General features: G+C 49.3%; 18 protein-coding genes. 7 read left to right on the top strand and 11 right to left on the bottom strand.

What is annotated here, in order from left to right; all coding sequences use genetic code 11:
• Positions 1 to 5 precede the first annotated feature (5 nt).
• From DWX00_RS09335 to DWX00_RS09315, 5 genes are all read right to left on the bottom strand, one after another.
• Positions 6 to 764, bottom strand: a complete 759-nt coding sequence (locus tag DWX00_RS09335) for an amino acid ABC transporter ATP-binding protein (RefSeq protein WP_022462084.1) — start codon at positions 762 to 764, stop codon at positions 6 to 8.
• Positions 751 to 1,503 carry an amino acid ABC transporter permease gene (locus tag DWX00_RS09330; RefSeq protein ID WP_118595100.1) on the bottom strand — a complete coding sequence of 251 codons (753 nt, stop codon included), beginning with the start codon at positions 1,501 to 1,503 and terminating at the stop codon, positions 751 to 753. The genes DWX00_RS09335 and DWX00_RS09330 overlap by 14 nt, the downstream gene beginning before the upstream one ends.
• Positions 1,504 to 1,518: 15 nt before the next feature.
• Positions 1,519 to 2,019 carry a GNAT family N-acetyltransferase gene (locus DWX00_RS09325; RefSeq protein WP_117509481.1) on the bottom strand — a complete coding sequence of 167 codons (501 nt, stop codon included), beginning with the start codon at positions 2,017 to 2,019 and terminating at the stop codon, positions 1,519 to 1,521.
• 95 nt (positions 2,020 to 2,114) lie between these two features.
• Complete coding sequence (locus DWX00_RS09320; protein ID WP_118595099.1) at positions 2,115 to 3,038, bottom strand: transporter substrate-binding domain-containing protein; 924 nt, start codon at positions 3,036 to 3,038, stop codon at positions 2,115 to 2,117.
• Positions 3,039 to 3,140: 102 nt separating this feature from the next.
• On the bottom strand, positions 3,141 to 4,379 hold the full coding sequence (locus DWX00_RS09315; RefSeq protein ID WP_118595098.1) for a glutathione S-transferase C-terminal domain-containing protein: 1,239 nt from the start codon (positions 4,377 to 4,379) through the stop codon (positions 3,141 to 3,143).
• Between the two features lie 750 nt (positions 4,380 to 5,129).
• Here DWX00_RS09315 and uxuA point away from each other — a divergent pair.
• The 4 genes from uxuA (at position 5,130) to DWX00_RS09290 (ending at position 10,760) form a co-directional block, all read left to right on the top strand.
• Complete coding sequence (uxuA, locus tag DWX00_RS09305) at positions 5,130 to 6,206, top strand: mannonate dehydratase (RefSeq protein WP_117509484.1); 1,077 nt, start codon at positions 5,130 to 5,132, stop codon at positions 6,204 to 6,206.
• A gap of 15 nt (positions 6,207 to 6,221) precedes the next feature.
• Entirely contained in the window at positions 6,222 to 7,856 is a 1,635-nt protein-coding gene (locus DWX00_RS09300) for a mannitol dehydrogenase family protein (protein WP_118595096.1), read from the top strand.
• A 17-nt stretch (positions 7,857 to 7,873) separates the two neighbouring features.
• Entirely contained in the window at positions 7,874 to 9,268 is a 1,395-nt protein-coding gene (gene uxaC, locus DWX00_RS09295; protein WP_118595095.1) for a glucuronate isomerase, read from the top strand.
• Positions 9,269 to 9,506: 238 nt separating this feature from the next.
• Complete coding sequence (locus DWX00_RS09290; RefSeq protein WP_118595094.1) at positions 9,507 to 10,760, top strand: HlyC/CorC family transporter; 1,254 nt, start codon at positions 9,507 to 9,509, stop codon at positions 10,758 to 10,760.
• A gap of 79 nt (positions 10,761 to 10,839) precedes the next feature.
• Here DWX00_RS09290 and DWX00_RS09285 read toward each other — a convergent pair whose 3' ends face one another.
• Complete coding sequence (locus DWX00_RS09285; RefSeq protein WP_118595093.1) at positions 10,840 to 11,808, bottom strand: AraC family transcriptional regulator; 969 nt, start codon at positions 11,806 to 11,808, stop codon at positions 10,840 to 10,842.
• 244 nt (positions 11,809 to 12,052) lie between these two features.
• Here DWX00_RS09285 and DWX00_RS09280 point away from each other — a divergent pair, with 244 nt between their 5' ends.
• Positions 12,053 to 12,484: a MerR family transcriptional regulator gene (locus tag DWX00_RS09280; protein WP_118595092.1), complete on the top strand. Its 432-nt coding sequence runs from the start codon at positions 12,053 to 12,055 to the stop codon at positions 12,482 to 12,484.
• A gap of 119 nt (positions 12,485 to 12,603) precedes the next feature.
• Here DWX00_RS09280 and DWX00_RS09275 read toward each other — a convergent pair whose 3' ends face one another.
• The 3 genes from DWX00_RS09275 to DWX00_RS09265 are packed head-to-tail and all read right to left on the bottom strand — an operon-like array spanning position 12,604 to position 16,555.
• Positions 12,604 to 14,412, bottom strand: a complete 1,809-nt coding sequence (locus DWX00_RS09275; protein WP_117509492.1) for a DUF6320 domain-containing protein — start codon at positions 14,410 to 14,412, stop codon at positions 12,604 to 12,606.
• Positions 14,413 to 14,425: 13 nt separating this feature from the next.
• Positions 14,426 to 15,418: an alpha/beta hydrolase gene (locus DWX00_RS09270; RefSeq protein ID WP_117761068.1), complete on the bottom strand. Its 993-nt coding sequence runs from the start codon at positions 15,416 to 15,418 to the stop codon at positions 14,426 to 14,428.
• An 18-nt stretch (positions 15,419 to 15,436) separates the two neighbouring features.
• Positions 15,437 to 16,555, bottom strand: coding sequence for a DUF362 domain-containing protein (locus DWX00_RS09265; RefSeq protein ID WP_118595091.1), 1,119 nt, complete (start codon positions 16,553 to 16,555; stop codon positions 15,437 to 15,439).
• A gap of 246 nt (positions 16,556 to 16,801) precedes the next feature.
• Between DWX00_RS09265 and DWX00_RS09260 the strand changes: the two genes are divergently transcribed.
• Entirely contained in the window at positions 16,802 to 18,154 is a 1,353-nt protein-coding gene (locus DWX00_RS09260; RefSeq protein WP_118595090.1) for a 5-bromo-4-chloroindolyl phosphate hydrolysis family protein, read from the top strand.
• A gap of 73 nt (positions 18,155 to 18,227) precedes the next feature.
• On the top strand, positions 18,228 to 19,376 hold the full coding sequence (locus tag DWX00_RS09255; protein ID WP_117801477.1) for a toxic anion resistance protein: 1,149 nt from the start codon (positions 18,228 to 18,230) through the stop codon (positions 19,374 to 19,376).
• Between the two features lie 80 nt (positions 19,377 to 19,456).
• On the opposite strand, the gene DWX00_RS09250 is transcribed toward DWX00_RS09255, so the two are convergent.
• Both DWX00_RS09250 and larE read right to left on the bottom strand, forming a co-directional pair.
• Positions 19,457 to 19,969, bottom strand: coding sequence for a dihydrofolate reductase (locus tag DWX00_RS09250; protein ID WP_055218639.1), 513 nt, complete (start codon positions 19,967 to 19,969; stop codon positions 19,457 to 19,459).
• Positions 19,966 to 20,847 carry an ATP-dependent sacrificial sulfur transferase LarE gene (gene larE, locus DWX00_RS09245; RefSeq protein ID WP_330416931.1) on the bottom strand — a complete coding sequence of 294 codons (882 nt, stop codon included), beginning with the start codon at positions 20,845 to 20,847 and terminating at the stop codon, positions 19,966 to 19,968. The genes DWX00_RS09250 and larE overlap by 4 nt, the downstream gene beginning before the upstream one ends.
• Positions 20,848 to 20,958: the final 111 nt, after the last annotated feature.

The raw sequence follows: 20,958 nt of genomic DNA, 5'->3' as shown, positions 1-20,958 counted from the left end.
GCAATTTAAATAACATACTCAGGCTGCGCCATAATATGCATCTTGCTGAAGAACTCCCGTGTTCTCTGATTCTGCGGATGCTCGAATACTTCTTTCGGTGTTCCGTCTTCTACTACGTGTCCTTTATCAAGGAAGATCACACGGTTCGACACATGGCGGATAAAGTTCATCTCATGGGAAACCAGAAGCATTGTATATCCCTGTGCCGCAACTTTTTTAATAACATCCAGAACCTCTCCAACCAGCTCCGGGTCAAGGGCTGAAGTCGGCTCGTCGAGCAGCAGAATCTGCGGTTTCATGGCGAGGGCTCTTGCGAGCGCCACCCTCTGCTGCTGTCCGCCGGACATATGTTTCGGATAATGGTTTGCCCATTTCTCCATGCCGACCAGTTTCAGTTCTTCTAATGCAATGGCTCTGGCCTCGTCTTTTTTCATCTTCTTGACAACAATCAGGCCTTCCATCACATTTTCCAGTGCGGTTTTCTTCTCAAACAGATTGAACCGCTGGAACACCATTCCTGTGTTCTGTCTTAAATACAGAAGCTCTTTCGGTTTCCGCTCGGAAAGGCCGATCACCTTGTCCCCGATCGTCACCGTTCCCTTCTCCGGTGTCTCAAGGCGGTTGACGCAGCGCAGAAGCGTTGATTTTCCGGTTCCGGAAGGACCGATGATTCCCACAACATCGCCCTGTTTGATCTCGAGGCTGATGTCGTCGAGCACCACGTTGTCGTTATATTTTTTTGATAAATGATCAATTTTTATCATTTTTCTTACCCTCCCCGTTTGCGGACGCCAGCTCTACCTGGTCCGGAATCCGGATTTTATTTTCAATTACGCGGATGATCTGCTCGATCACCAGCGTTACCAGCCAGTAAATGATAGCCAGTGAAACGTAAACTTCAAAGTAGCGATACGTTCTTCCTCCAATAATCTGGCCCTGTGCGGTAATCTCGACAACGGCGCAGGTAAAAGCAAGAGACGTTCCTTTGATGATACTGATAAAAGAGTTTCCAAGGGTCGGAAGCGCAACCTCAAAGGCCTCCGGCAGAATGATGCGGCGCAGTGTCTGCGGATACGTCATGCCAAGTGCATGTGCTGCTTCGATCTGGCCCGGGTCAACGGACTGCAGGGCCGAACGGATAATCTCAGCCATAAAGCCCGACTGGTTCAGTCCCAGAGCGATCATCGCATAGACGAAACCGGAAATATTGGCAACCGCCAGATTCGTTCCGAACTGCTGGTTGATTGTCTTGAACATCATGGGAATACCAAAGAACGCAACGTACAGCTGTACGATGACCGGCGTGCCGCGGAGCAGTGAAATCAGAAGATTCGTAATCTGCGTCAGCACTCTGATTTTTTTCATTTTGATGATCGCCATCACAAGTCCCAGTCCCAGTCCGATCAGCATAGAAACCACGGCCAGTTCCAGCGTGATCGGCAGCTTTGTCAGCAATTCTGGTATGGATGAAAATACCAGTGAAACGTCAAATAATTTTCCCATGATTTTTTTCCTCTCTTACACGTATTTTTCTACCAGTACACAGGTAAAGCCAAGATTTTTCTTCGGCTTTTTCGGCTCTTCGTCTTTCTTCGGTGCATGGTGGTCGTATACCGACAGGTCAGCGTCCGGATTCAGTTTGTAGCCTAATTTCTCATAAAAGCCTGCGGCGCGGTCCTGGCTCGTGATGACGATGTGATCGACACCGTATTCTTTCAGCCATTTCTCAGCGGCTTCGATCAGCACGCGGCCGTATCCGCTTTTCTGTTTTTCTCTGACAACACAGACACGCTCGATTTTTCCTGTCTTTTCCGCCGGAAATGCGATGCGGCAGCCGGCTACCGGCTTGTGATCTTCTGTCAGCAGAATCGCCTGCAGATCATCTTTGCTCTCGTCCTGTCCGAATTCCAGTTCAATCGGAATGTTCTGTCCGCAGCAGAACGCATCGGTTCTGACGTAATCATATGCTTTGTATTTCCACTCTTCGCTTCCCTTTTCTACCCGGTAAATTTCTGCCATGTTTTTCGCTCCTTTTAGAATCGGGAAACGGATGTTCTCGATCCGCTTCCCGTCTGTTTTGTAATCTCTTCTGTTTTTATTTCGAAAACGATATTCTAGTTTGGTGTCTCATCAAAGTATTTCTCGTCCGGGCTGGTGTCCACGCCGAGATACTCGGTTGTGATCTTGGAAAGAGTTCCGTCTTCTTTCATCTCTTTTAAGGCTTTGTCAACATCCTCGCGGAGTGCTGCGCCCTCTTCGTTCTTTCCAAACAGGAAGTAGGTATTGTTCTGCGGGAACAGGAAATCTTCGGTCTCCTCGTCGATCTCGTTTGCTTCCAGCTGACCTTCCAGTCCGAACTGCGGAAGCAGGTTGTCGATGATCGGTCCGTCGTCGATTGCCACATCAGCGGTTCCATCTACGATGTGCTGGTAGCGGACCTGGAAGTTTGCATTGGAATATACGATATTGATCTGGTGATCCGGGTTGTCTGTATTCCATTTTTCCAGTGCATTTGCGGTAAGGCTTCCTGCACTCAGCTCAATTTTGTATCCGCGGTCTGCCAGATCGGTAAGAGAAGTCAGCGGCTCATCGCCGGTTCTCTGAATGTATTCGTTGAAGCTGGTTTTATATGGTAAAGAGAAGTAGTAGGATTCTGCTCTCTCATCGGTATATCCATAGTTGTTGACTGCGATGTCGTACTGACCGCTCAGCACACCCTGCAGTGCATCTGCCTGCTCAATTTTCAGTTCATACTGCGGAAGGCGGTTGAACACTTCTTTTACGATATCGATATCGACACCGGTCAGCTCGTTGTCATCATTTACGTAAAAGTACGGTGCCAGTGTGCCGCTTGTTACAGCTTTGATCACTTTTTTCTCACCGGAATCCGATGCGGAGCTGCCTTCTGCGGAAGATGATGCTGCGGAACCACTGCTGCTTCCTGCATTTGCTGATGCATTGCTTCCGCATCCTGCAAAGCTTACTGCCAAAAGGCCCGCCGCTGCCAATACTGCCCAGAATTTCTTTGTCTTTTTCATAATAAAATCCTCCTCATTTCCTCGTTCTTTTCAGTTCCGGCCGCGCCCCGGCTGCCTGAGAGTGTTCCACCAGAGCGCTCCGGATTCTTCTGTCTTATCTCTTTATAAAAGTCCTTTCAGCGGATTAATCGATGCATCCACGGAAAGTACGCCGTTCTTCGGGTTTCTGTCTTCCCATTTCGGGCTGTTCCAGATGGTTTTTGAGATTTCTCCTGCGTAATCCTCGTAGGTCTCTCCCTCCGGATGGCGAAGGAATACTTCGTCCGGTGTTTTGCTGAGTGTTCTTCTCGATCCATCGTCTGCCATCAGCTTCTCGAAATCTACTTTTGCAAGGATTCGTTCGTTGTATCCGCGGAAGAGAACCTCGCCTAATTTCTTTCCAGGTCTCGAAAGTGCCAGCACCTGCGGATCGCTTCCGTGACGGAAGGCCGGGATCGCATACAGCTCTTTTAAGTAGCCCCAGATATTTTTGTAATCACGAATCGGTTTCTTCACCGGTCCTACGTTGCGGAAGTAGCTGACATCCCAACGGATCAGAGTGACGTAAGCGCGGACATCGCTGTCGGTGATGTAGTCGCCGAACAGGAAACGGTTCGTCTCCAGCCGTTTGTCCAGCTTATCGAGGGATTCATAGAAATCTTCGTATGCCTCATCGTATGCTTCCGGTGACTGGCAGAATGCCATGCGGTAATGGCCGTTGTTGACATGCGGGAAGAGCCAGTCGTTAAACTTATCGATCTCTTTCCGGAATTTTTTCGGGTACAGGTCCGGCGCATCTTTTGGCTGGAATGGACGGAACTGCACTTCGAGGTAGTTCGTCAGGCGGTGATAATCGTTGTTCACAGCCTTTTTCTCTTTGACATCCACCAGGGTCGGTGTCGTTGCTCTTCCTTTGAAGTCCGGGTTTGCTCTTTTATAGAACTCACTTAAGAAGTAAGCGCCTGTCGCCGGATCCTTGAAATCCGGATACTGTCCGAATGCATGTCCGTAACGGTTTGTCTCGCCGGATGGAGAAACTCTCGTCTCCGAGATCACATCCTGCAGTCCTAAAAGCTCCCGCACGATGATCGGACGGTTGGACCAGTTGCATCCGGTTGCCCAGTAGATCCCGAAGCGGTTTGCTTCTGCTTTCAGGTCGCCTTCTTTATCGCCGAATGGCTGGATAAATGCATTTGGCTGACGGATGAAAGCGCCGCGCTCATCGATCTCTACAAGGGTTTCATTTGGTCTTGGGTCTACTCCGACTTCTGCTGCAAACTGTTCTGCCAGTGCATCGGTGTATTTGATTTCTTCGGTTTCTTTATTTTCAACTGGGGTGAAGCTGCATCCGCATCCGCTCATGTTTTTGTCCTCCGTTTTCTATGTCTGTTTATTGACTATTCTTATGTTGTTCATTCGCATTTCTTTTAAAAAAGGTTAAAAAAATAGCAGGCATTCGTTCCGGCCTGCCCGCACATGCAATTTCTGCTATGCTTTTTCTGCCTGCGAATGTTTCTTATTTTTCTTTATTCTGATTGGAGCTGCAGCAACAGCAACAACACATCTCCATCATTCTGTTCTCCTGCATTCGTCTGTTGTCTGTTTTTTTCATTTGCTGTTCTCCTTTCCTATTAAGTCGATATGTTTAATATGTTTCTCGATTACATGGCATATTATAATGCATATTTTTTCTATGTGCAACCCCTAAAACGCCTTTTGGTAATTGTTATTTCGATGAATCGCTTATAGGTTTTTCCTATTGGTTAGTCATACCAGAAAGATATTACTTATCACACCTGTAGTCTGATTTTGCTTTTTCCCGGCCAACCGCCGCAACTTTTGCAATGTGCTCAACAATTCTTGCCATGGCTTTTTTCTTAAGAAACGATACAATAAAAAGCAAAGAACACCACTTGCAAAATACAATGTACTCTCGGAATCTTTCTGTGCTTGTTTTTGTGAGATGATTTTTTGTCAGTTGTGCCCAAATTTCTGAGGCGTACGCGGTGCGTACGTTGATGAAATTCGGGTGCAGCTGGCGGAAAATCAGCCGCAAAGGCAAGTGCAGAAAGATTCCGAGAGTACATTACAAAATAAAGGAGAGTTTTTCTTATGGAAATGACATTTCGCTGGTATGGTTCCAAATTTGATACCGTTACCTTAGAGCAGATCCGCCAGATTCCGGGCGTAACCGGAGTCATCACAACCCTGTACGACACTACCCCGGGCGAGGTGTGGACACGCGAAGCGATTCACGCGTTAAAAGAAGAGGTTGAGGCCTCTGGACTTCACATCTCCGGCATCGAGAGCGTCAACATCCACGACGCCATCAAAATCGGCAGCCCGGACCGTGAGCAGTACATCGATAATTATATTGAAACGTTAAAGCACCTCGGCGAGGAAGACATTCACCTTGTCTGCTATAACTTCATGCCGGTCTTCGACTGGACCAGAACAGAACTCGCACGCGTCCGTCCGGACGGCTCGACCGTACTTGCCTACAAACAGTCCGCCGTAGACGCACTTGTTCCGGAAAAAATGTTTGAATCTATCGCAGGTGATGCAAACGGCGCAATTCTTCCTGGCTGGGAGCCGGAGCGCATGGCAAAAGTGAAAGAGCTCTTTGACGCTTACCGCGATGTGGATGATGAGAAACTGTTTGCCAACCTCAAATACTTCCTCGAACGCATCATGCCGGTCTGCAACGAGTACGACATCAAAATGGCCATTCACCCGGACGACCCGGCATGGAGTGTCTTCGGTCTTCCGAGAATCATCATTAATAAAGAAAACATTCTGCGCATGATGAAGATGGTCGATGACCCGCACAACGGCGTGACCTTCTGCTCGGGCTCCTACGGAACGAACCTGGAGAACGATCTGCCGGATATGATCCGTTCCTTAAAGGGCCGCATCCACTTCGCTCACGTCCGCAATCTGAAATTCCACAGCCAGCAGGATTTCGAGGAGGCCGCACACCTTTCCTCTGACGGCAGCTTCGATATGTATGAGATCATGAAAGCGCTGTACGACATCGGCTTTGACGGCCCGATCCGCCCGGACCACGGACGTATGATCTGGGGAGAGAAGGCAATGCCGGGCTATGGACTGTATGACCGCGCACTCGGCGCGACTTATTTAAACGGACTCTGGGAAGCTATTGACAAGAGTCACAAACGTGGAATTTAAAGGAGGTTTCTACTGATGTCTCTTAACTTAACAGCTGCCGGACTGGCAGATCAAAAAGCGTGGGAAGCCGCAGGCTATGCGCTTCCATCCTATGACCGCGAAGCAATGATCACCCGCACGAAAGAATCTCCGTGCTGGGTGCATTTCGGAGCCGGAAATATTTTCCGTGCCTTCCAGGCAAATACAGCACAGGAACTGCTGAACAACGGTACCTTTGACCGCGGTGTCATCGTTGCGGAGGGCTTCGATACAGAAATCATCCGTGATATGTACCAGCCGCACGATAATTTAAGCATTCTGGTGACCTTAAAAGCCGATGGTTCTGTCGAGAAAACCATTGTTGGAAGCATCGCAGAATCGCTGGCTGCCGATACGGCGGATTCTCCGGATTTTGCCCGGTTAAAAGAAATCTTTACCAAGGATTCCCTGCAGATGGCGACGTTTACGATCACCGAAAAGGGATATTCCCTGAAAAACGGTGCGTGCGAACTGCTTCCGTCTGTTGCTGCCAATTTTGCTGCCGGACCTTCTTCCGTTACCAGCTATATGGGAAAAGTTGCTTCTCTTTTATATGAAAGATTTCTTGCAGGCGAAAAACCGGTTGCGATGGTCAGCACCGACAACTGCTCCCACAATGGCGAAAAACTTTCCCTTGCCCTGACAGCCTACGCTTCTGCATGGGAAGAAAACAAGCTGGTACAGCCAGGCTTCCTCTCCTATCTGCAGAACCCGGAAAAAGTCAGCTTCCCGTGGACCATGATCGACAAGATCACCCCGCGGCCGGATGCTTCCATCGAAAAGATGCTCGAGGAGGACGGCCTCGCCGATGCACAGCCGATCGTCACCTCCCGCCACACCTACGTTGCTCCGTTCGTCAATGCAGAGGAATGCCAGTACCTCGTAGTCGAAGATCATTTCCCGAACGGACGGCCGCCGATGGAAAAGAGCGGATGGATCTTTACCGACCGGGAAACTGTCAACAAAACAGAGCGCATGAAGGTCTGCACCTGCCTGAACCCGCTGCACACCGCACTCGCTGTGTTCGGCTGCCTGCTGGACTATGAACTGATCAGTGATGAGATGAAAAATCCGGTGCTGAAAAAGCTCGTGGAGCGCATCGGATATGTGGAAGGACTTCCGGTTGTCACCGATCCTGGCATTCTCTCTCCGAAGCAGTTTATCGATGAAGTGCTGAACATCCGCATCCCGAATCCGTTTATGCCGGATACGCCGCAGCGAATTGCGACCGACACGTCACAGAAGCTGTCGATCCGGTTCGGTGAGACGATCAAATCGTATCTTGCTTCTCCGGAGCTGTCACTCTCGGATCTTCAGGCAATTCCGGCTGTATTTGCGGGATGGCTGAGGTATCTGATGGGCGTGGATGACAACGGCGATGCATTTGATCTGAGCCCGGATCCGCTGCTTGCCACGGTCCGCCCGTATGTGCAGGATCTGAAACTCGGCGCACCGGCTGACCGTAAGGCGCTTTCCAAAACTCTGGCTCCGCTGCTCTCCGATGCTTCGATTTTCGGTGTGGATCTGATTTCTGCCGGACTTTCTGACCGTGTGCTGAATGCTTTTGTCTCGATGCTTCAGGGACCTGGCGCTGTGGCAGATACGCTTGCTGCGCTGACTGCTCAATTCTAAAAGGGAGGTATTTCCATATGAAACCTTTTATGGACGCTGACTTTCTGCTGCAGACCGATACGGCGAAAACGCTGTACCACGAGGCAGCTGAAAAAATGCCCATTTTTGACTATCACAACCATCTGAATCCGCAGGAGATTCTCGAAGACCGCCAGATGGAGAATCTGACACGCGTCTGGCTCGGCGGGGATCATTATAAATGGCGTGCCATGCGTGCGATGGGCTTTTCGGAGGATCTGATCACCGGAAACGCCGATGATTACGACAAATATCTGGCGTTTGCCGAGACGATTGAGAACGCGATCGGCAATCCTTTATACCACTGGACACATCTGGAGCTGCAGCGGTACTTCGGCATCACGACACCGCTCTCCCGCGCAACAGCGAAGGAGCTCTGGGATGAGGCGAATGCAAAACTGCAGACGAAGGAGTTTACCGTGCGCAATCTGATTCTGAACCAGCATGTGTCGCATTTGTGCACCACCGACGATCCTGCAGATGATCTGCACTGCCATCTGGCATTACAGAAGGAATACTTTGCCTGCCGCGTTCTGCCGTCCTTCCGCCCTGACCGCGCCGTTCATCTCGAAAAGCCGGATTTCCCGGAATACGTGGAAAAGCTTGCCGCTGCCGCCGGCAGGACGATTGCATCCGCAGAGGATATGGTGCATGCCCTCTCCTGCCGCCTCGACTTCTTCCTCTCCGCCGGCTGCGTTGTCAGCGACCACAGCCTTGAGGGCTGCTTCTATGTGCCATGCACGGCTGCTGAGGCGAATGATGTATTTGAAAATCGCATGAACGGCGGTGCTCTCACTGAAAAAGAGCTCGGCATGTACAAGGGCTTCCTTCTGACGAACCTCGGACGGCTGTATCATAAGCACAATATCGCCATGCAGCTTCATATCAAAGCACTCCGCAACAACTCGAAGCGGATGTTCCGTGCGCTCGGTGCCGATACCGGCTTTGACAGCATGAACGATTTCGCCTTTGCCCCGATGCTCGGCGCTTTCTTAAACGATATGGACGAGGACGACGCACTGCCGAAAACTGTGCTCTACTCTCTGAACCCGGGCGACAACCCGATGCTTGCAAGCATGGCTGGAAACTTTGCTGCGCCTGGCATCCGCTCGAAAGTGCAGTTCGGTACCGCATGGTGGTTCAACGATCACAAATACGGCATGGAATCCCAGCTTGCGACGCTTTCCAGCATCGGCATGCTTTCCACCTTCATCGGCATGCTGACCGACTCCCGCAGCTTCCTCTCCTTCCCGCGCCACGAATATTTCCGCCGGATTCTCTGCAATCAAATCGGAAACTGGGTGGAAAACGGGGAGTACCCGGCGAACCTGGAGTTTCTGAAAGAGATGGTGGAAAATATCAGCTACAACAATGCGGTTTCGTATTTCCTGTGATTTTCGCATGCCTTATTGACAATTATTCCCACATACCGTACAATAAAAGGGATTACTGATCAACGAAAGGATTACAGAAACATGGACGACTCAGGCAGTATGCCTCGACGATGCTTTATTTTCATCATTTGATAAACGGAGACATAATCTATCTTTGATTCTGCCAGATTCAAGATAGGTTATGTCTTTTTGTACATTTTTTGCATCGTGTCCCGGTTTCCTAAGAAAGGAAAAACAAATGAACAGCGACATTGTGTCACTCATCATCATTCTTATCTGCGTCATGCTCTCAGCCTACTTTTCGGCGACGGAGACTTCTTTCACCTCGCTGAACCGCATCCGCATGAAAAATATGGCAGAAAAAGGCGACAAGCGGGCGGAACTGGTGTTAAAGCTGCTGGAGAACTTTGACAAGCTGCTCTCCACGATTCTCGTCGGCAACAACATCGTCAACATCGGACTCAGCTCCATTGCCACGGTGCTTTTTATCAAGCTTCTCGGCGGCGACTCCGGTGCGACGGTTTCCACGATCGTAACCACTATCGTGGTCCTGATCTTCGGCGAAGTTTCCCCGAAAAGCATTGCAAAAGAATCTCCGGAGACGATCGCCAAATTTTCCGCACCGTTTCTCCACATTCTGATGATCGTGCTGACCCCGGTGACGTTTTTCTTTTCCCAGTGGAAGAAGCTGCTCTCCCGCATCTTCAAATCCTCGGAAAACCACGGCATCACCGATGAGGAACTGATGACCATCGTCGAGGAGGCGACCCAGGAGGGCGACATCGACGACCAGGAAGGCGATCTGATTCAGAATGCAATCGGCTTCATGGAGATGGAGGCCGCAGAGATCTTTACTCCGCGTGTCAACGTCATCGGCATTCCGCTCGATGCGACGAAATCCGAGATCGCTAAGACTTTCTCCGACACCGGATTTTCCCGGCTGCCGGTGTATGATGATGATATCGACCACATTGTGGGAATTGTGTATCAGAAGGATTTCCACAACCACATTTACCACACCAACAAACCGCTAAGCAGCATCATCCGCCCGGCGCTCTTTGTAACCGAGAATACGAAGGTCGGCCCGCTGCTGAAAAAAATGCAGGCGAAGAAATCGCATATTGCCATTATCATTGATGAATTCGGCGGCACCGACGGTATCATCACCATGGAAGATATCCTCGAAGAGCTCGTCGGCGAAATCTGGGATGAGCATGATGCGGTTGTACAGGAAATCCAGAAAGTTTCCGAAAACGAATACCTCGTGACCGGAACGGCAAGCATCGACAAGGTGTATGAAGAGCTCGATATTGACAAAGAATTTGACGTCTTTACGGTCAGCGGATGGATCATGGGGATCCTCGAGCGCGTGCCAAAGGAAGGCGATCATTTCGTCTCGGATGGCCTCGACGTAACCGTACTGAAAATGGCAGACCGGAGAGTCGACAAGGTACGGATCGTGCGGCTGCCGAAGGATGAAAATGAACAGTAAGTAATTGATACGATTTACACGCAAAAAACGGATCGAAAATCTGGTTTTAAGTTCAGATTCTCGATCCGTTTTTCTTGTCCTATTGTATTTTCTTCTCCACCCGGTACTTCTTCGGCGATATTCCATAGCGCTCTTTGAAAATCCGATGGAAATAACTCATGTTCTCATACCCGACCCGCTCGCCGATGTCTGCCACGGAAAGTCCCGTCGTTTCCAACAGATACGCGGCCTGGGTCAGGCGTTTGTTCTGAACGAGTTCGGTGTAGTTTTTCCCGGTCAGACGGCGGATCATGCGGCTTAAGGTATAAAAATCGTAGTGCAGTTCTTCCGCCAGTTCCGAAAGACTGCCCTCCCGGTAATGTTCCTCGATATAGCGGTATACGCCGAGCAGCATCTCCTGTTCAAAATACTGCTCTCCCACCTGCACGCGTTCGGTGTAGTTCATGAGCTGCAGGAATAAAAGGCCCATCGTAATCTGATTGATGCTCCGCTTATTGCTCTGGTGATGTAAGAGCGTCCAGACGAGATTTTCGATCAGATTCTGCACCGGAAGGACATCCGCGATTCTGTAATGCAGATAACAGAGCGGTACCTCCCCGCTTTTCAGACAGCCGACGACAAAATCCTTTAACTGATTCTCCTCTGCCCCGATCATTCGCAGCGTCTGGTCAAAAAACTCCGGCAGAATCAGAAAGTTGACCGCGATATCGTCACGCCCTGCCGGTTCAATTTCCTGCACTGCATTCTGATTCAGAATCAGCAGCTCACCCGTTTTCAGCTCGATCCGGTCCCCGTTGATGGTGTGCACGGTGCTTCCCTGGCACATGTAGATCATCTCGACATAATTGTGGCTGTGCGCCGGAAAACGAATAAACCGCGTGTGCGGCCGAATATCAATCAATTTTCCCCGCTCCAGCAGCTTTCCCGCATCCATCACAAACTTCTGCCCGCTCGAATACCGCTCCTTTTCCACTTCCGTCTTGCCGTCCAGAATCGCCTGTTCCTCCTCCGTAATCCGGGACAGGTCTGCTATAATTTCCTGTTTCACGATTATTCCTCACATTTTTCACGTTTTTTCTGCTTTTTATTATATTCCATTCTAGTGCAAATAAGCAATGTACTTTTTCTTCTCACTTTCTGATAAATATTCCTTTCCTACGCATCAAAACAGCAAGTGCTGCACTGCCAAGTGAAACGTAACGAAGATTCTCTCTTTACAATTTCACTTTCTTAAAGTATACTTTAAGAAGTTATTCTACTATTCAAACTCTATCGTTCAAGGAGGTTTTTTCATGGAACAGCAGACCTACACCATTCGTGAAATGTCCGAGCGTTTTGGACTTCCGGCCTCTACGCTTCGTTATTATGAGGAGATCGGACTTTTGACGGATGTCATTCATACCGAAAGTAAGAAACGAATTTACACCCAGCAGCACATTAACTGCATGACCGCAATTCTCTGCTTCAAACGCACCGGGCTTCCGATTGCGGGGATTCAGGAGTTTTTCCGGCTTGAGAACGATATCCCGGGAAATATTGACCAGATGGTTGCCATTCTCAAGGAACATGAGCAGAATACACGCGAGAAAATCGAGCGCATGGAATCTGATCTCGAGCATATTCAGCAGAAAGTGCGGTATTACAGCGCGGTTCGCGATGCGATTAAAAATGGGGATGAAATGCCGTCGTGGGATTCCTGCGGCTGTGAGGAGAAGGCGCAGTAGATATCTCTCCAGGCTTTTCCGCCGCAGACACACACAAGTTTCAAAAGAGCAGGTAAGAAAAGGGACCAACATCCACTTTTCTTACCTGCTCTTCTTATTTTTTCTATCACCTTTTCCCTTCATACCCGGAATTTTTTCTGCATTTCCCGCATAAAATCTTTTCCGCGGAAAAAAAACAGCCCGATCAGATACAGCACACTAAGGCCCACGCAGATCACGGACGGCCAGGTAATGCGGACAGTTCCCGTCAGCCACAAAATCGCCGGAACGATTCCTGCTGCTCCGGACTGCATCAGATAAAAAAGATATTCACTGACCTCCATTTTGTACGCTCTTGCCAGAATCTGCATCGTCGCGCCATTCATAAGAACGGCGAGCGGAATTGCGAAATCGACAGACCAGCCGATCCAGCCCGTCGCATAATCCCACAGAATCGCACCGATCATAATAAAGATCAATTGCCACATACTGTTTTTGAGTGGATTTTTCCGTTTCTGATATCCCACCCGGATCAGAAGCCAGGCGCAGAACACACCCGCTGTCGCATAACCTGCCCACCACATCTGCGGCGTTGCAAGGAAATTCATCATCCAGCAGAGTACGACAGCCGCGATGCAGGTGAAAGAAAAAATTTTCAATCCCAGTTTGGCCGTCCCGTGCGGCTGTTCTTTCTGTCCCGGAAAATCATTTTCCTCCTGTTCACAGGCGATGCCCTCTTTCTGCAGCAGATGCATCAGGTTCCGTTCAATATTGGAATCAGCGATTTTAGATGTGATTCCAAGCACCATGCTGTCACCGTAGGAACAGGAACACATCTGTACTTTGTCGGTGCTGGTGAAAAATCCGAACCGCTCAATATATGTTTCATACTCCGGCGGCATCTGAATCCGGCCGATATTGGAATAGACGGTCGTAATGCTTCGTCCGCCGAGCGTCGTGCCCGCCATCAGCGCCAGATTTTTGATTTCCAGCGGCACGGCGCGCAGCACCGGATTCCGCTCAATCCGCACCAGATCGTTCATACGTGTGGAAATCTCCTGCTTCAGCGCCTCTTTCTGCATCGCGGCTCCCGTGATCTGCAGGGCATCCTCAAACGATGCCTCCGGCCCAAGATCACAGGCAATCTCGATCCAGCTCCAGAAATTCGTCATCGATGCGGATGGGAAAAAGTTACGCAAGTTGGCTGGAACCATCAGAGAAACCGGCTTTTTCAGCCTGCTTTTCGGGATTTCTTCATATACCGCATATACCAGCGCCGCCGCAAGGTACGCCGTCACCGACACGCCATGTGCTTTTGCGCACTTATGAACTGCTTCCGCGGAAAGCAGAATCTCAGTAATTTCCATCTCCTCCTGCTCCAGATACTCGCCTTTGATCTGGTATGCCGGGCGGCTTTTTTCTTTTTCATTTTTCTTTCCGGTGTAATACTGGGAAAAGCTGTCCTCCTCGAAATCCGTTTCCGTCAGCATATCTTCTCTGACCTTGGAAAATGTTTCCTCTGGATGGCGCAGGATCAGGTAATTGCTTACCAGTTCTTTCAAAAACAGCATCGCACCGGTACCGTCTGTCAGGGCATGGAATACTTCGAAATTGATTCGGGTTTTATAGTAAGAAACCTGGAAAAGAAGCGTTTTGTGGTCGGGTACGTAAATCTCACTGCACGGCGGACGCTTTTCCTCTTCTACTTTTGCTGGCAGATCGCGCTGCTCCAGATAAAACCAGAAAAGACCTTTCCGCAGTACCATGGAAAACACCGGGTAATGCTCCATTGTCTGCTCCAGCGCTTTCTGCAGCAGATCCGCCTGGATGTCCTCTTTCAGCTGGCAGTAAAACCGGAAGACTCTCGTATCCTTTTTTCCGGTGGCCGCCGGAAATGCCTGTGCCGCGTTGTCCAGCTTTCTCCAGCGCGAAGAATGTTCTTTCTTCATTTTCTATGCCTCCTTACGCCTTCCCGTGTGTCAATTGTTTCTTCACTGCTGCTATGTTTTCCAGTTCTTCGTCTGCATTTTTCTGCTGTTTTTCTTTCCTTAAAAATGCATTCATATACTGAAAACTTTCCTGCACATATAGGTGTTCAATGCCAAGCGCAAAATAGCCGTGCAATGCGCCCTTGATCCGATGATGTTCAACCAGATTGCCAGCCCTTTTCAGCTTTTTCGCATAATCCTCGCCCTCATCGCGCAGCGGATCGTACTGCGCCGTCAGTACCAGCGTGTCCGGCAGTCCCTGCAGATTTTCTGCCAGCACCGGTGCAAAGTACGGATTTTTGCGGTCTTCTTCGGTCCGCTGATACAGAATTACATAATCTTCCATTTTGACACTGGTCAGAAGGTATCCGGTTCCATTGGTTTTCACGGATTTGTACGGTGATTTCTCTGTGTAACAGGAATTCACCGCCGGATAAATCAAAATCTGTTTCCCCGGCAGCAGTTCTTTTTTGTCCCTCGCCATCAGGCAGACCGCAGCCGCAAGATTTCCTCCTGCGCTGTCGCCCATGATCGTGACATTTTCCGGCGTTACCTCCGGCAGAATCTCCCCGCGCAGCATTGCCTGGGCGGCGGCGTAGCAGTCTTCTAAGCCTGTCGGGAAACGATGCTCCGGTGCAAGACGGTATTCTACCGATACAACAATCTGCCCCGTCGACTGCGCCATGCGTGCGCAGACACGGTCGTATGTCTCCACACTCTCGGTTGTCCAGCCGCCGCCATGGAAGAACAGAATCGCTTCTTTTGCACCATGCTCCTCCATTTTTTCATCCGGGAAGAACAGCCGAATCGGAACCTTGTAGTCCCCATTATATATTTCCATATCCAATTTTCGCAGAAAAATACGGATCGGATCCAGCTTCTTGATATCGGCAAGCCGACGGGCGGATTCTACTTCAATTCCGCCGTAGGACAATACATTTAAAATGGCTTTGACTGCTTTTTTCATTTACTCTCTCCTCTGTTGCTATTTTTCTGCTTCTGTTTTTCGTCTAGTTGCAATGTACTGCTTCAAAAATTCATACATCTGCTCATCGGTCGGTGGGCAGCCTTTCAGATTGTATTTAAACCCTGAAGTACAACTTCCCACACCAAGCGCCCCGCTCTTTCCCCGGTATCCCTGCCCGATGCAGATTTTTTCGTGGAGTTCCGGTAGCAGTCCTTCCTCCCTCAGCCGTTCGAGCGCCGGGATCAGATAGCCGTAGCAGGCACTGCAGGACTCAACTTCCTCTACGGCATCCTGCAGTTCCACGATCTTCCGTTTTTCCGGAATCACTCTTTTTTCACCAATTTCGCCAATTTGGCGGTTTGAAAGCCGTGTGAGATCAGCGCTGCCCACGCCCAACTCTTCTGCCATTTTGACATACGGGACATCTTCTGGCTTATAATGCAGTTCCGCGCAGACATATGCATCGATCAACACCGGATCTAACCCAGCGAAAAGGCGATTCATAATAAACGGATTACCGCCATCCTCAAAGTCAAGGTCTCCGCAGATATTATCCACCAAAATAAAATCCTGATGAATCCCAAGCCCCAGATGCGCAATTGGCCGATGAAGTCCCATGGCATGAAAATGACGTTTTTCTTTATTCGGCAAGAGACCTTTCATATTTTTCAGTGCGCAGGTAATTTTAGTCTGGCAATGGCCTTTCATGACTGGGACATTGATCATAAAATCCACCTTTTTCGCACATTCGCAAATCTGAAGTTCCATATCACCACACTGCACCGGCATGCTTTTTTCCTTCTGCGCATCGATAAGCGGAACGCCGTACTGTTCCGAAAGCATACGGTATCCACAGACCTCAAACGATTCCTCCGTCTTATCTCCCACCCAGGAGCCTTCCATGATTTGAAGGTTAGTAAATCCGTTTTCCTGAAGATATTCGATGATCCCCGCAACCACCTCCGGATGTGTCGTCCCTCCAAACTCCGCCGGGACAGGTGCTACCAGATTTGGCTTAATACCGATGAGACTGACCTTCGAAGGAATGAGCGTAGCTAAGGCACATTTGTTCAAAAGCTGTTTTGTCATTTCTTTATATTCCATTCCCTGTATCTGGATAATTTCGTTTTTATTCATTTAGTATTGCGGCCCCTTTATTCTGATTTGATTTTTTCTGACATTCGATATTCTTTAGTATATAATAGTTACTGCTTTCTTTCAACTCATCCAAAAACAAAATCATTTCCTGTGAACTGTAACCATTCCCGTCAGCTCCAGCTTCATAGAAAATTAAGCACTGTATGCTTGTAAGATTTCCAATCGCATTGTATAATAAATGGAAAACGGTACACAGAAAAAGTACCTCATCAGAAAGGAACTGTCATGAGTTTTGAAGATGATTTAAAGGATGTCGGCGACAGTATTGGAAAGCTTGTGGATAACGCTGTAAATTCTCAGGATTTTCAGGAATTAAACCGGAAGATTTCAGACACCATCAACCAGTTTGTCTACCCAAACCGGAAGGGACCATTCCGTGCAAATGGCACACAGGAGCCGTCCCGCGGCTATTCCGCAGATACTTCCTACAGCAGCCAGCATTCTTCCCATAATAATACAGCGCAGCAGACCGGACCGCATCACTATTCCTACGGGCCGGGAGGCACGATGCCGGGTAAGAGCGCGAACCCGGTTCCCAAACCTTCCCATACCTGGCAGACCCCCCAGAATACGGAATGGAACAGCCGCATACAAGAACGCCGTGTACTGCGCGAGCGCTTTATGCCATCCACCGATCTTGCACTTGTCGGCGGATTTCAGACGGCCGCCGGCTGGGGTGTCACCGGACTGTTCGGCTGCTGCACAGCGCTTAGTCTCTATTCCTTATTTGCAGGTCCAGACAACAGCGCGCTGATTCCTTCTCTTATTTTTGCCGCATTTACCATCGGCGGCGGCATTCTTCTGAAAAAGGGAAGTAAAAACCGGCGTCTGGTCCGCCATTTCCGCCAGATCTGTACGCTGATCGGCACAAAGGAATATATTTCCACGAAAGAACTCTGCGACAGTATGCACTGTGAGAAAGGTGAGCTTCTGACCGATATTACGACCATGATTGATAAATCCATGCTGCGCCAGGGCCACCTCGACGAGAATGGTACCTGTCTGATGGTGACAAATGACTGCTACGACCAGTACCGCGCAATGCTCGCCAGCCAGAAGGAACAGCAGATTGCTGAGCAGAAAGCACGTGAACAGCTGGAGGCCTCCGGTGTAACGCCGGAATACCAGCAGATGCTGGAAGAATGTGAATCGTATATTCAGAAGATCCATCAGTGCAACCTGGATCTGCCGGGTGAAGTCATCACAGCCAAGCTGAGTCGTCTCGAAACGGTTGTTACCCGGATTCTCGAGGAGGCAAAAAAGCGCCCAAAAGAAGCCGCCGCCCTGCGGAAATTTATGGATTACTATATGCCGACAACCTGGAAGCTGCTCGACGCTTACCGTTCCTTTGAGAACGAACCAATTCAAAGCGACAATATCCTCCGAACCAAGAAGGAAATCGAGGACACACTGGATACCATCAATGCCGCATTCGAAAAGCTGCTTGATGATCTGTTCCAGACAACGGCATGGGATATTTCTTCTGATATCTCTGTTCTGCAGACGATGCTGGCGCAGGAGGGACTGACAAATCAGGCAGGTCCTTCAACGCAGGATATTGAGCCGCTTCACATGTAACTATTCAAAGCTATACAATTGAAATCAAATCACCGGTTACGTTTCCGTACCGAAGAAAAGGAGAATAGAAAACATGAATGATTTTGTAAAGGACACCACTGAAATTCCAAGCTTAAGTTTCGGCACTCCGGAGCCGGAACCGGAACTTCCGGTACAGCAGCCGGAAGAAAAGAAAGAGGTCATGGATGATTCTGTTCTGTCCGACGAACAGAAAGCCATGGTGGATGCCTTTGTTTCCCAGATTGATCTTGCCAATACAAACGGCATTCTGCAGTACGGTGCCGGTGCACAGAAGAAAATGGCAGACTTCTCCGAGAAAACGCTGGAGAACGTCAGAAGCAAAGATCTCGGGGAAATCGGCGATCTGCTCACCTCTGTTGTGACAGAGCTGAAAACGTTTGACGCAGAAGAAGAAAAGGGACCATTCTCTTTCTTTAAGAAAAGCACGAACAAAATCAATGCAATGAAAGCGAAGTATGACAAGGCAGAGGTGAATGTCAATAAAATCTGTGACGTGCTCGACGGCCACCAGCGGCAGCTTCTGAAAGACATTGCCATTCTGGATCAGATGTATGCACAGAACCTGAATTATTTTAAAGAGCTGACCATGTACATTCTCGCTGGAAAGAAAAAGCTGGAGCTGGTACGTTCCACAGAACTCCGTGATCTGCAGAATAAAGCGCAGATGACCGGAAAGGCCGAAGATGCACAGGCTGCCAAGGATCTCGAAGATCTCTGCAACCGATTTGAGAAGAAACTGTATGATCTGGAACTGACCCGTATGGTTTCGATCCAGACAGCGCCGCAGATCCGCATGATTCAGAACAGCGATTCTGTAATGGCCGAAAAGATCCAATCCACACTCGTCAACACCATTCCGCTCTGGAAAAACCAGATGATCATTGCACTCGGCGTTCATCACTCGACTGAGGCTGCCAAAGCACAGCGCCAGGTTTCGGATATGACAAATGAGCTTCTGAAAAAGAATGCGGAGAATCTGAAGATGGCAACGATCGAGACTGCAAAAGAATCTGAGCGCGGTATCGTCGATATGGAAACCTTAAAACAGACGAACCAGAGCCTGATCTCTACCCTCGATGAAGTGATGAAGATTCAGGAGGACGGCCGCCAGAAACGTGCCGCCGCTGAAGTTGAGCTGGTACAGCTCGAAAATGATATTAAGAAAAAAATGCTGGAGCTTTCTGCAGGCGGACAGCACTGATACTTTTTGTATCCTATATAAAAAAAACGGAGAAGCCGCTTTTTCTGTGGTTTCTCCGTTTTTTACGTCCTGTCTTACCCTTATCTCGGGCGTTCTGCCTTTTCATTCTTTCTTCGGTATTCCGTGAAATAAAATTCAATATCAAAGCAGGTCTGCTCATCACCCTCTTCTACCATCTCCCAATCCGGTGATTCGTCAAGATCCTCAAAGAAGGTATCCGCCTGATACGTCATGTCAATTCGTGTGACGTATGCCGTATCACAGTATGGGAGAAGCTGACGGTAAATTTCTCCGCCGCCCGCAACATAAATATCGTCGTCCTCATACGGCTTTAACACTTCCATCAGCTCTTTGATACTGTGGACAACGGTTGCGCCGCGGACAGTCCATTCTGGATCACGGCTTAAAATAATATTCGTTCTGCCTTTTAACGGCTGGCCTGCCGGGAGTGTAGCAAGTGTCTTTCTTCCCATCACGACAACGTGTCCCATCGTAGTTTCACGGAAGAACCGCAGATCAGACGGAATACTTACCAGCAGCCGTCCCTGATATCCCAGACCCCATTTGCGGTCCGCACTTAAAATTGCTTTCATTTTGTTTCCTCTTTCTGTGTTATTTTCTCATCCATACTGCCGGAACGGAACCCTTCCAGATCCATCGTCAGGTAAGAAAAGCCGAGCTTTTTCAGATATGCAATCATTTCTTCTCTCTTCTCAAGCACTTCCCCCATACACTCCGGTGCAATTTCAAGACGCACCACATCGCCATGTACACGCAGGCGGAGATTCTCTTCCGCACCGAACAGCGTATGAAGCCATGCTTCGCCGTCCGCAATCCGATCCAGAACGTCATAGTTAATTTCTGCCCCGTAGGGAAGACGTGTCGCCATACATGGAGTGGATGGACGGTGTGCTACGGAAACGCCGTACTTTGCAGCAAGTGCTTTTACCTCTGTTTTTGTCACATGACACGCTGCAAGCGGGCTGATGACACCATATTCTCTCAGCGCTTTTCGCCCCGGCCGGTAGACATGAAGGTCATCCTCATTTGTTCCGTCGAGTACCTGGGTGACACCGTGATCGCGGGCAAATTCCAGAAGTTTCCCAAATAGATAGTGCTTACAGAGATAGCAGCGGTTTTCCGGATTGTAACGGATTGCCTCCTGCTCCAGCTCATCAACAAAAAGGACCTCATGAACAGCGCCAACCTCCTTTGCTACTCTTGTCGCTGTCTCCAGGTCGCAGGGCGGATGCAGCCGTGTCTGAAAGGTTACTGCATAAACCTTTGTTCCATATTTTGCAGATGCATCCATGACAAGCTTCAGCAGCAGACTGCTGTCCACACCGCCGGAGAATGCCAGACAGAGATCCTGTTTTGCAATCTCGTCAAGTTGGGTAAGCAACGCTTTTTCCTTATTCTGCATATCTGTTTTCTGTTCTGTCCGGCTCTTTTTCTTTTCCTGTAATTCCATCGTATCTGTCTTCCTTTCCTGTAAAATGGCCGATGTCTTCTTATCAGAAAATCCATCGGCGGCACTGCTGCCCCGATGGATTTTCTCATACAGGTATTCCTGTTCTATTTT

It is taken from the genome of Blautia sp. AF17-9LB, from assembly GCF_003479185.1.
Taxonomy (GTDB): Bacteria; Bacillota; Clostridia; order Lachnospirales; family Lachnospiraceae; genus Fusicatenibacter; species Fusicatenibacter saccharivorans.
This window is presented reverse-complemented; position numbering and strand designations above follow the sequence as displayed.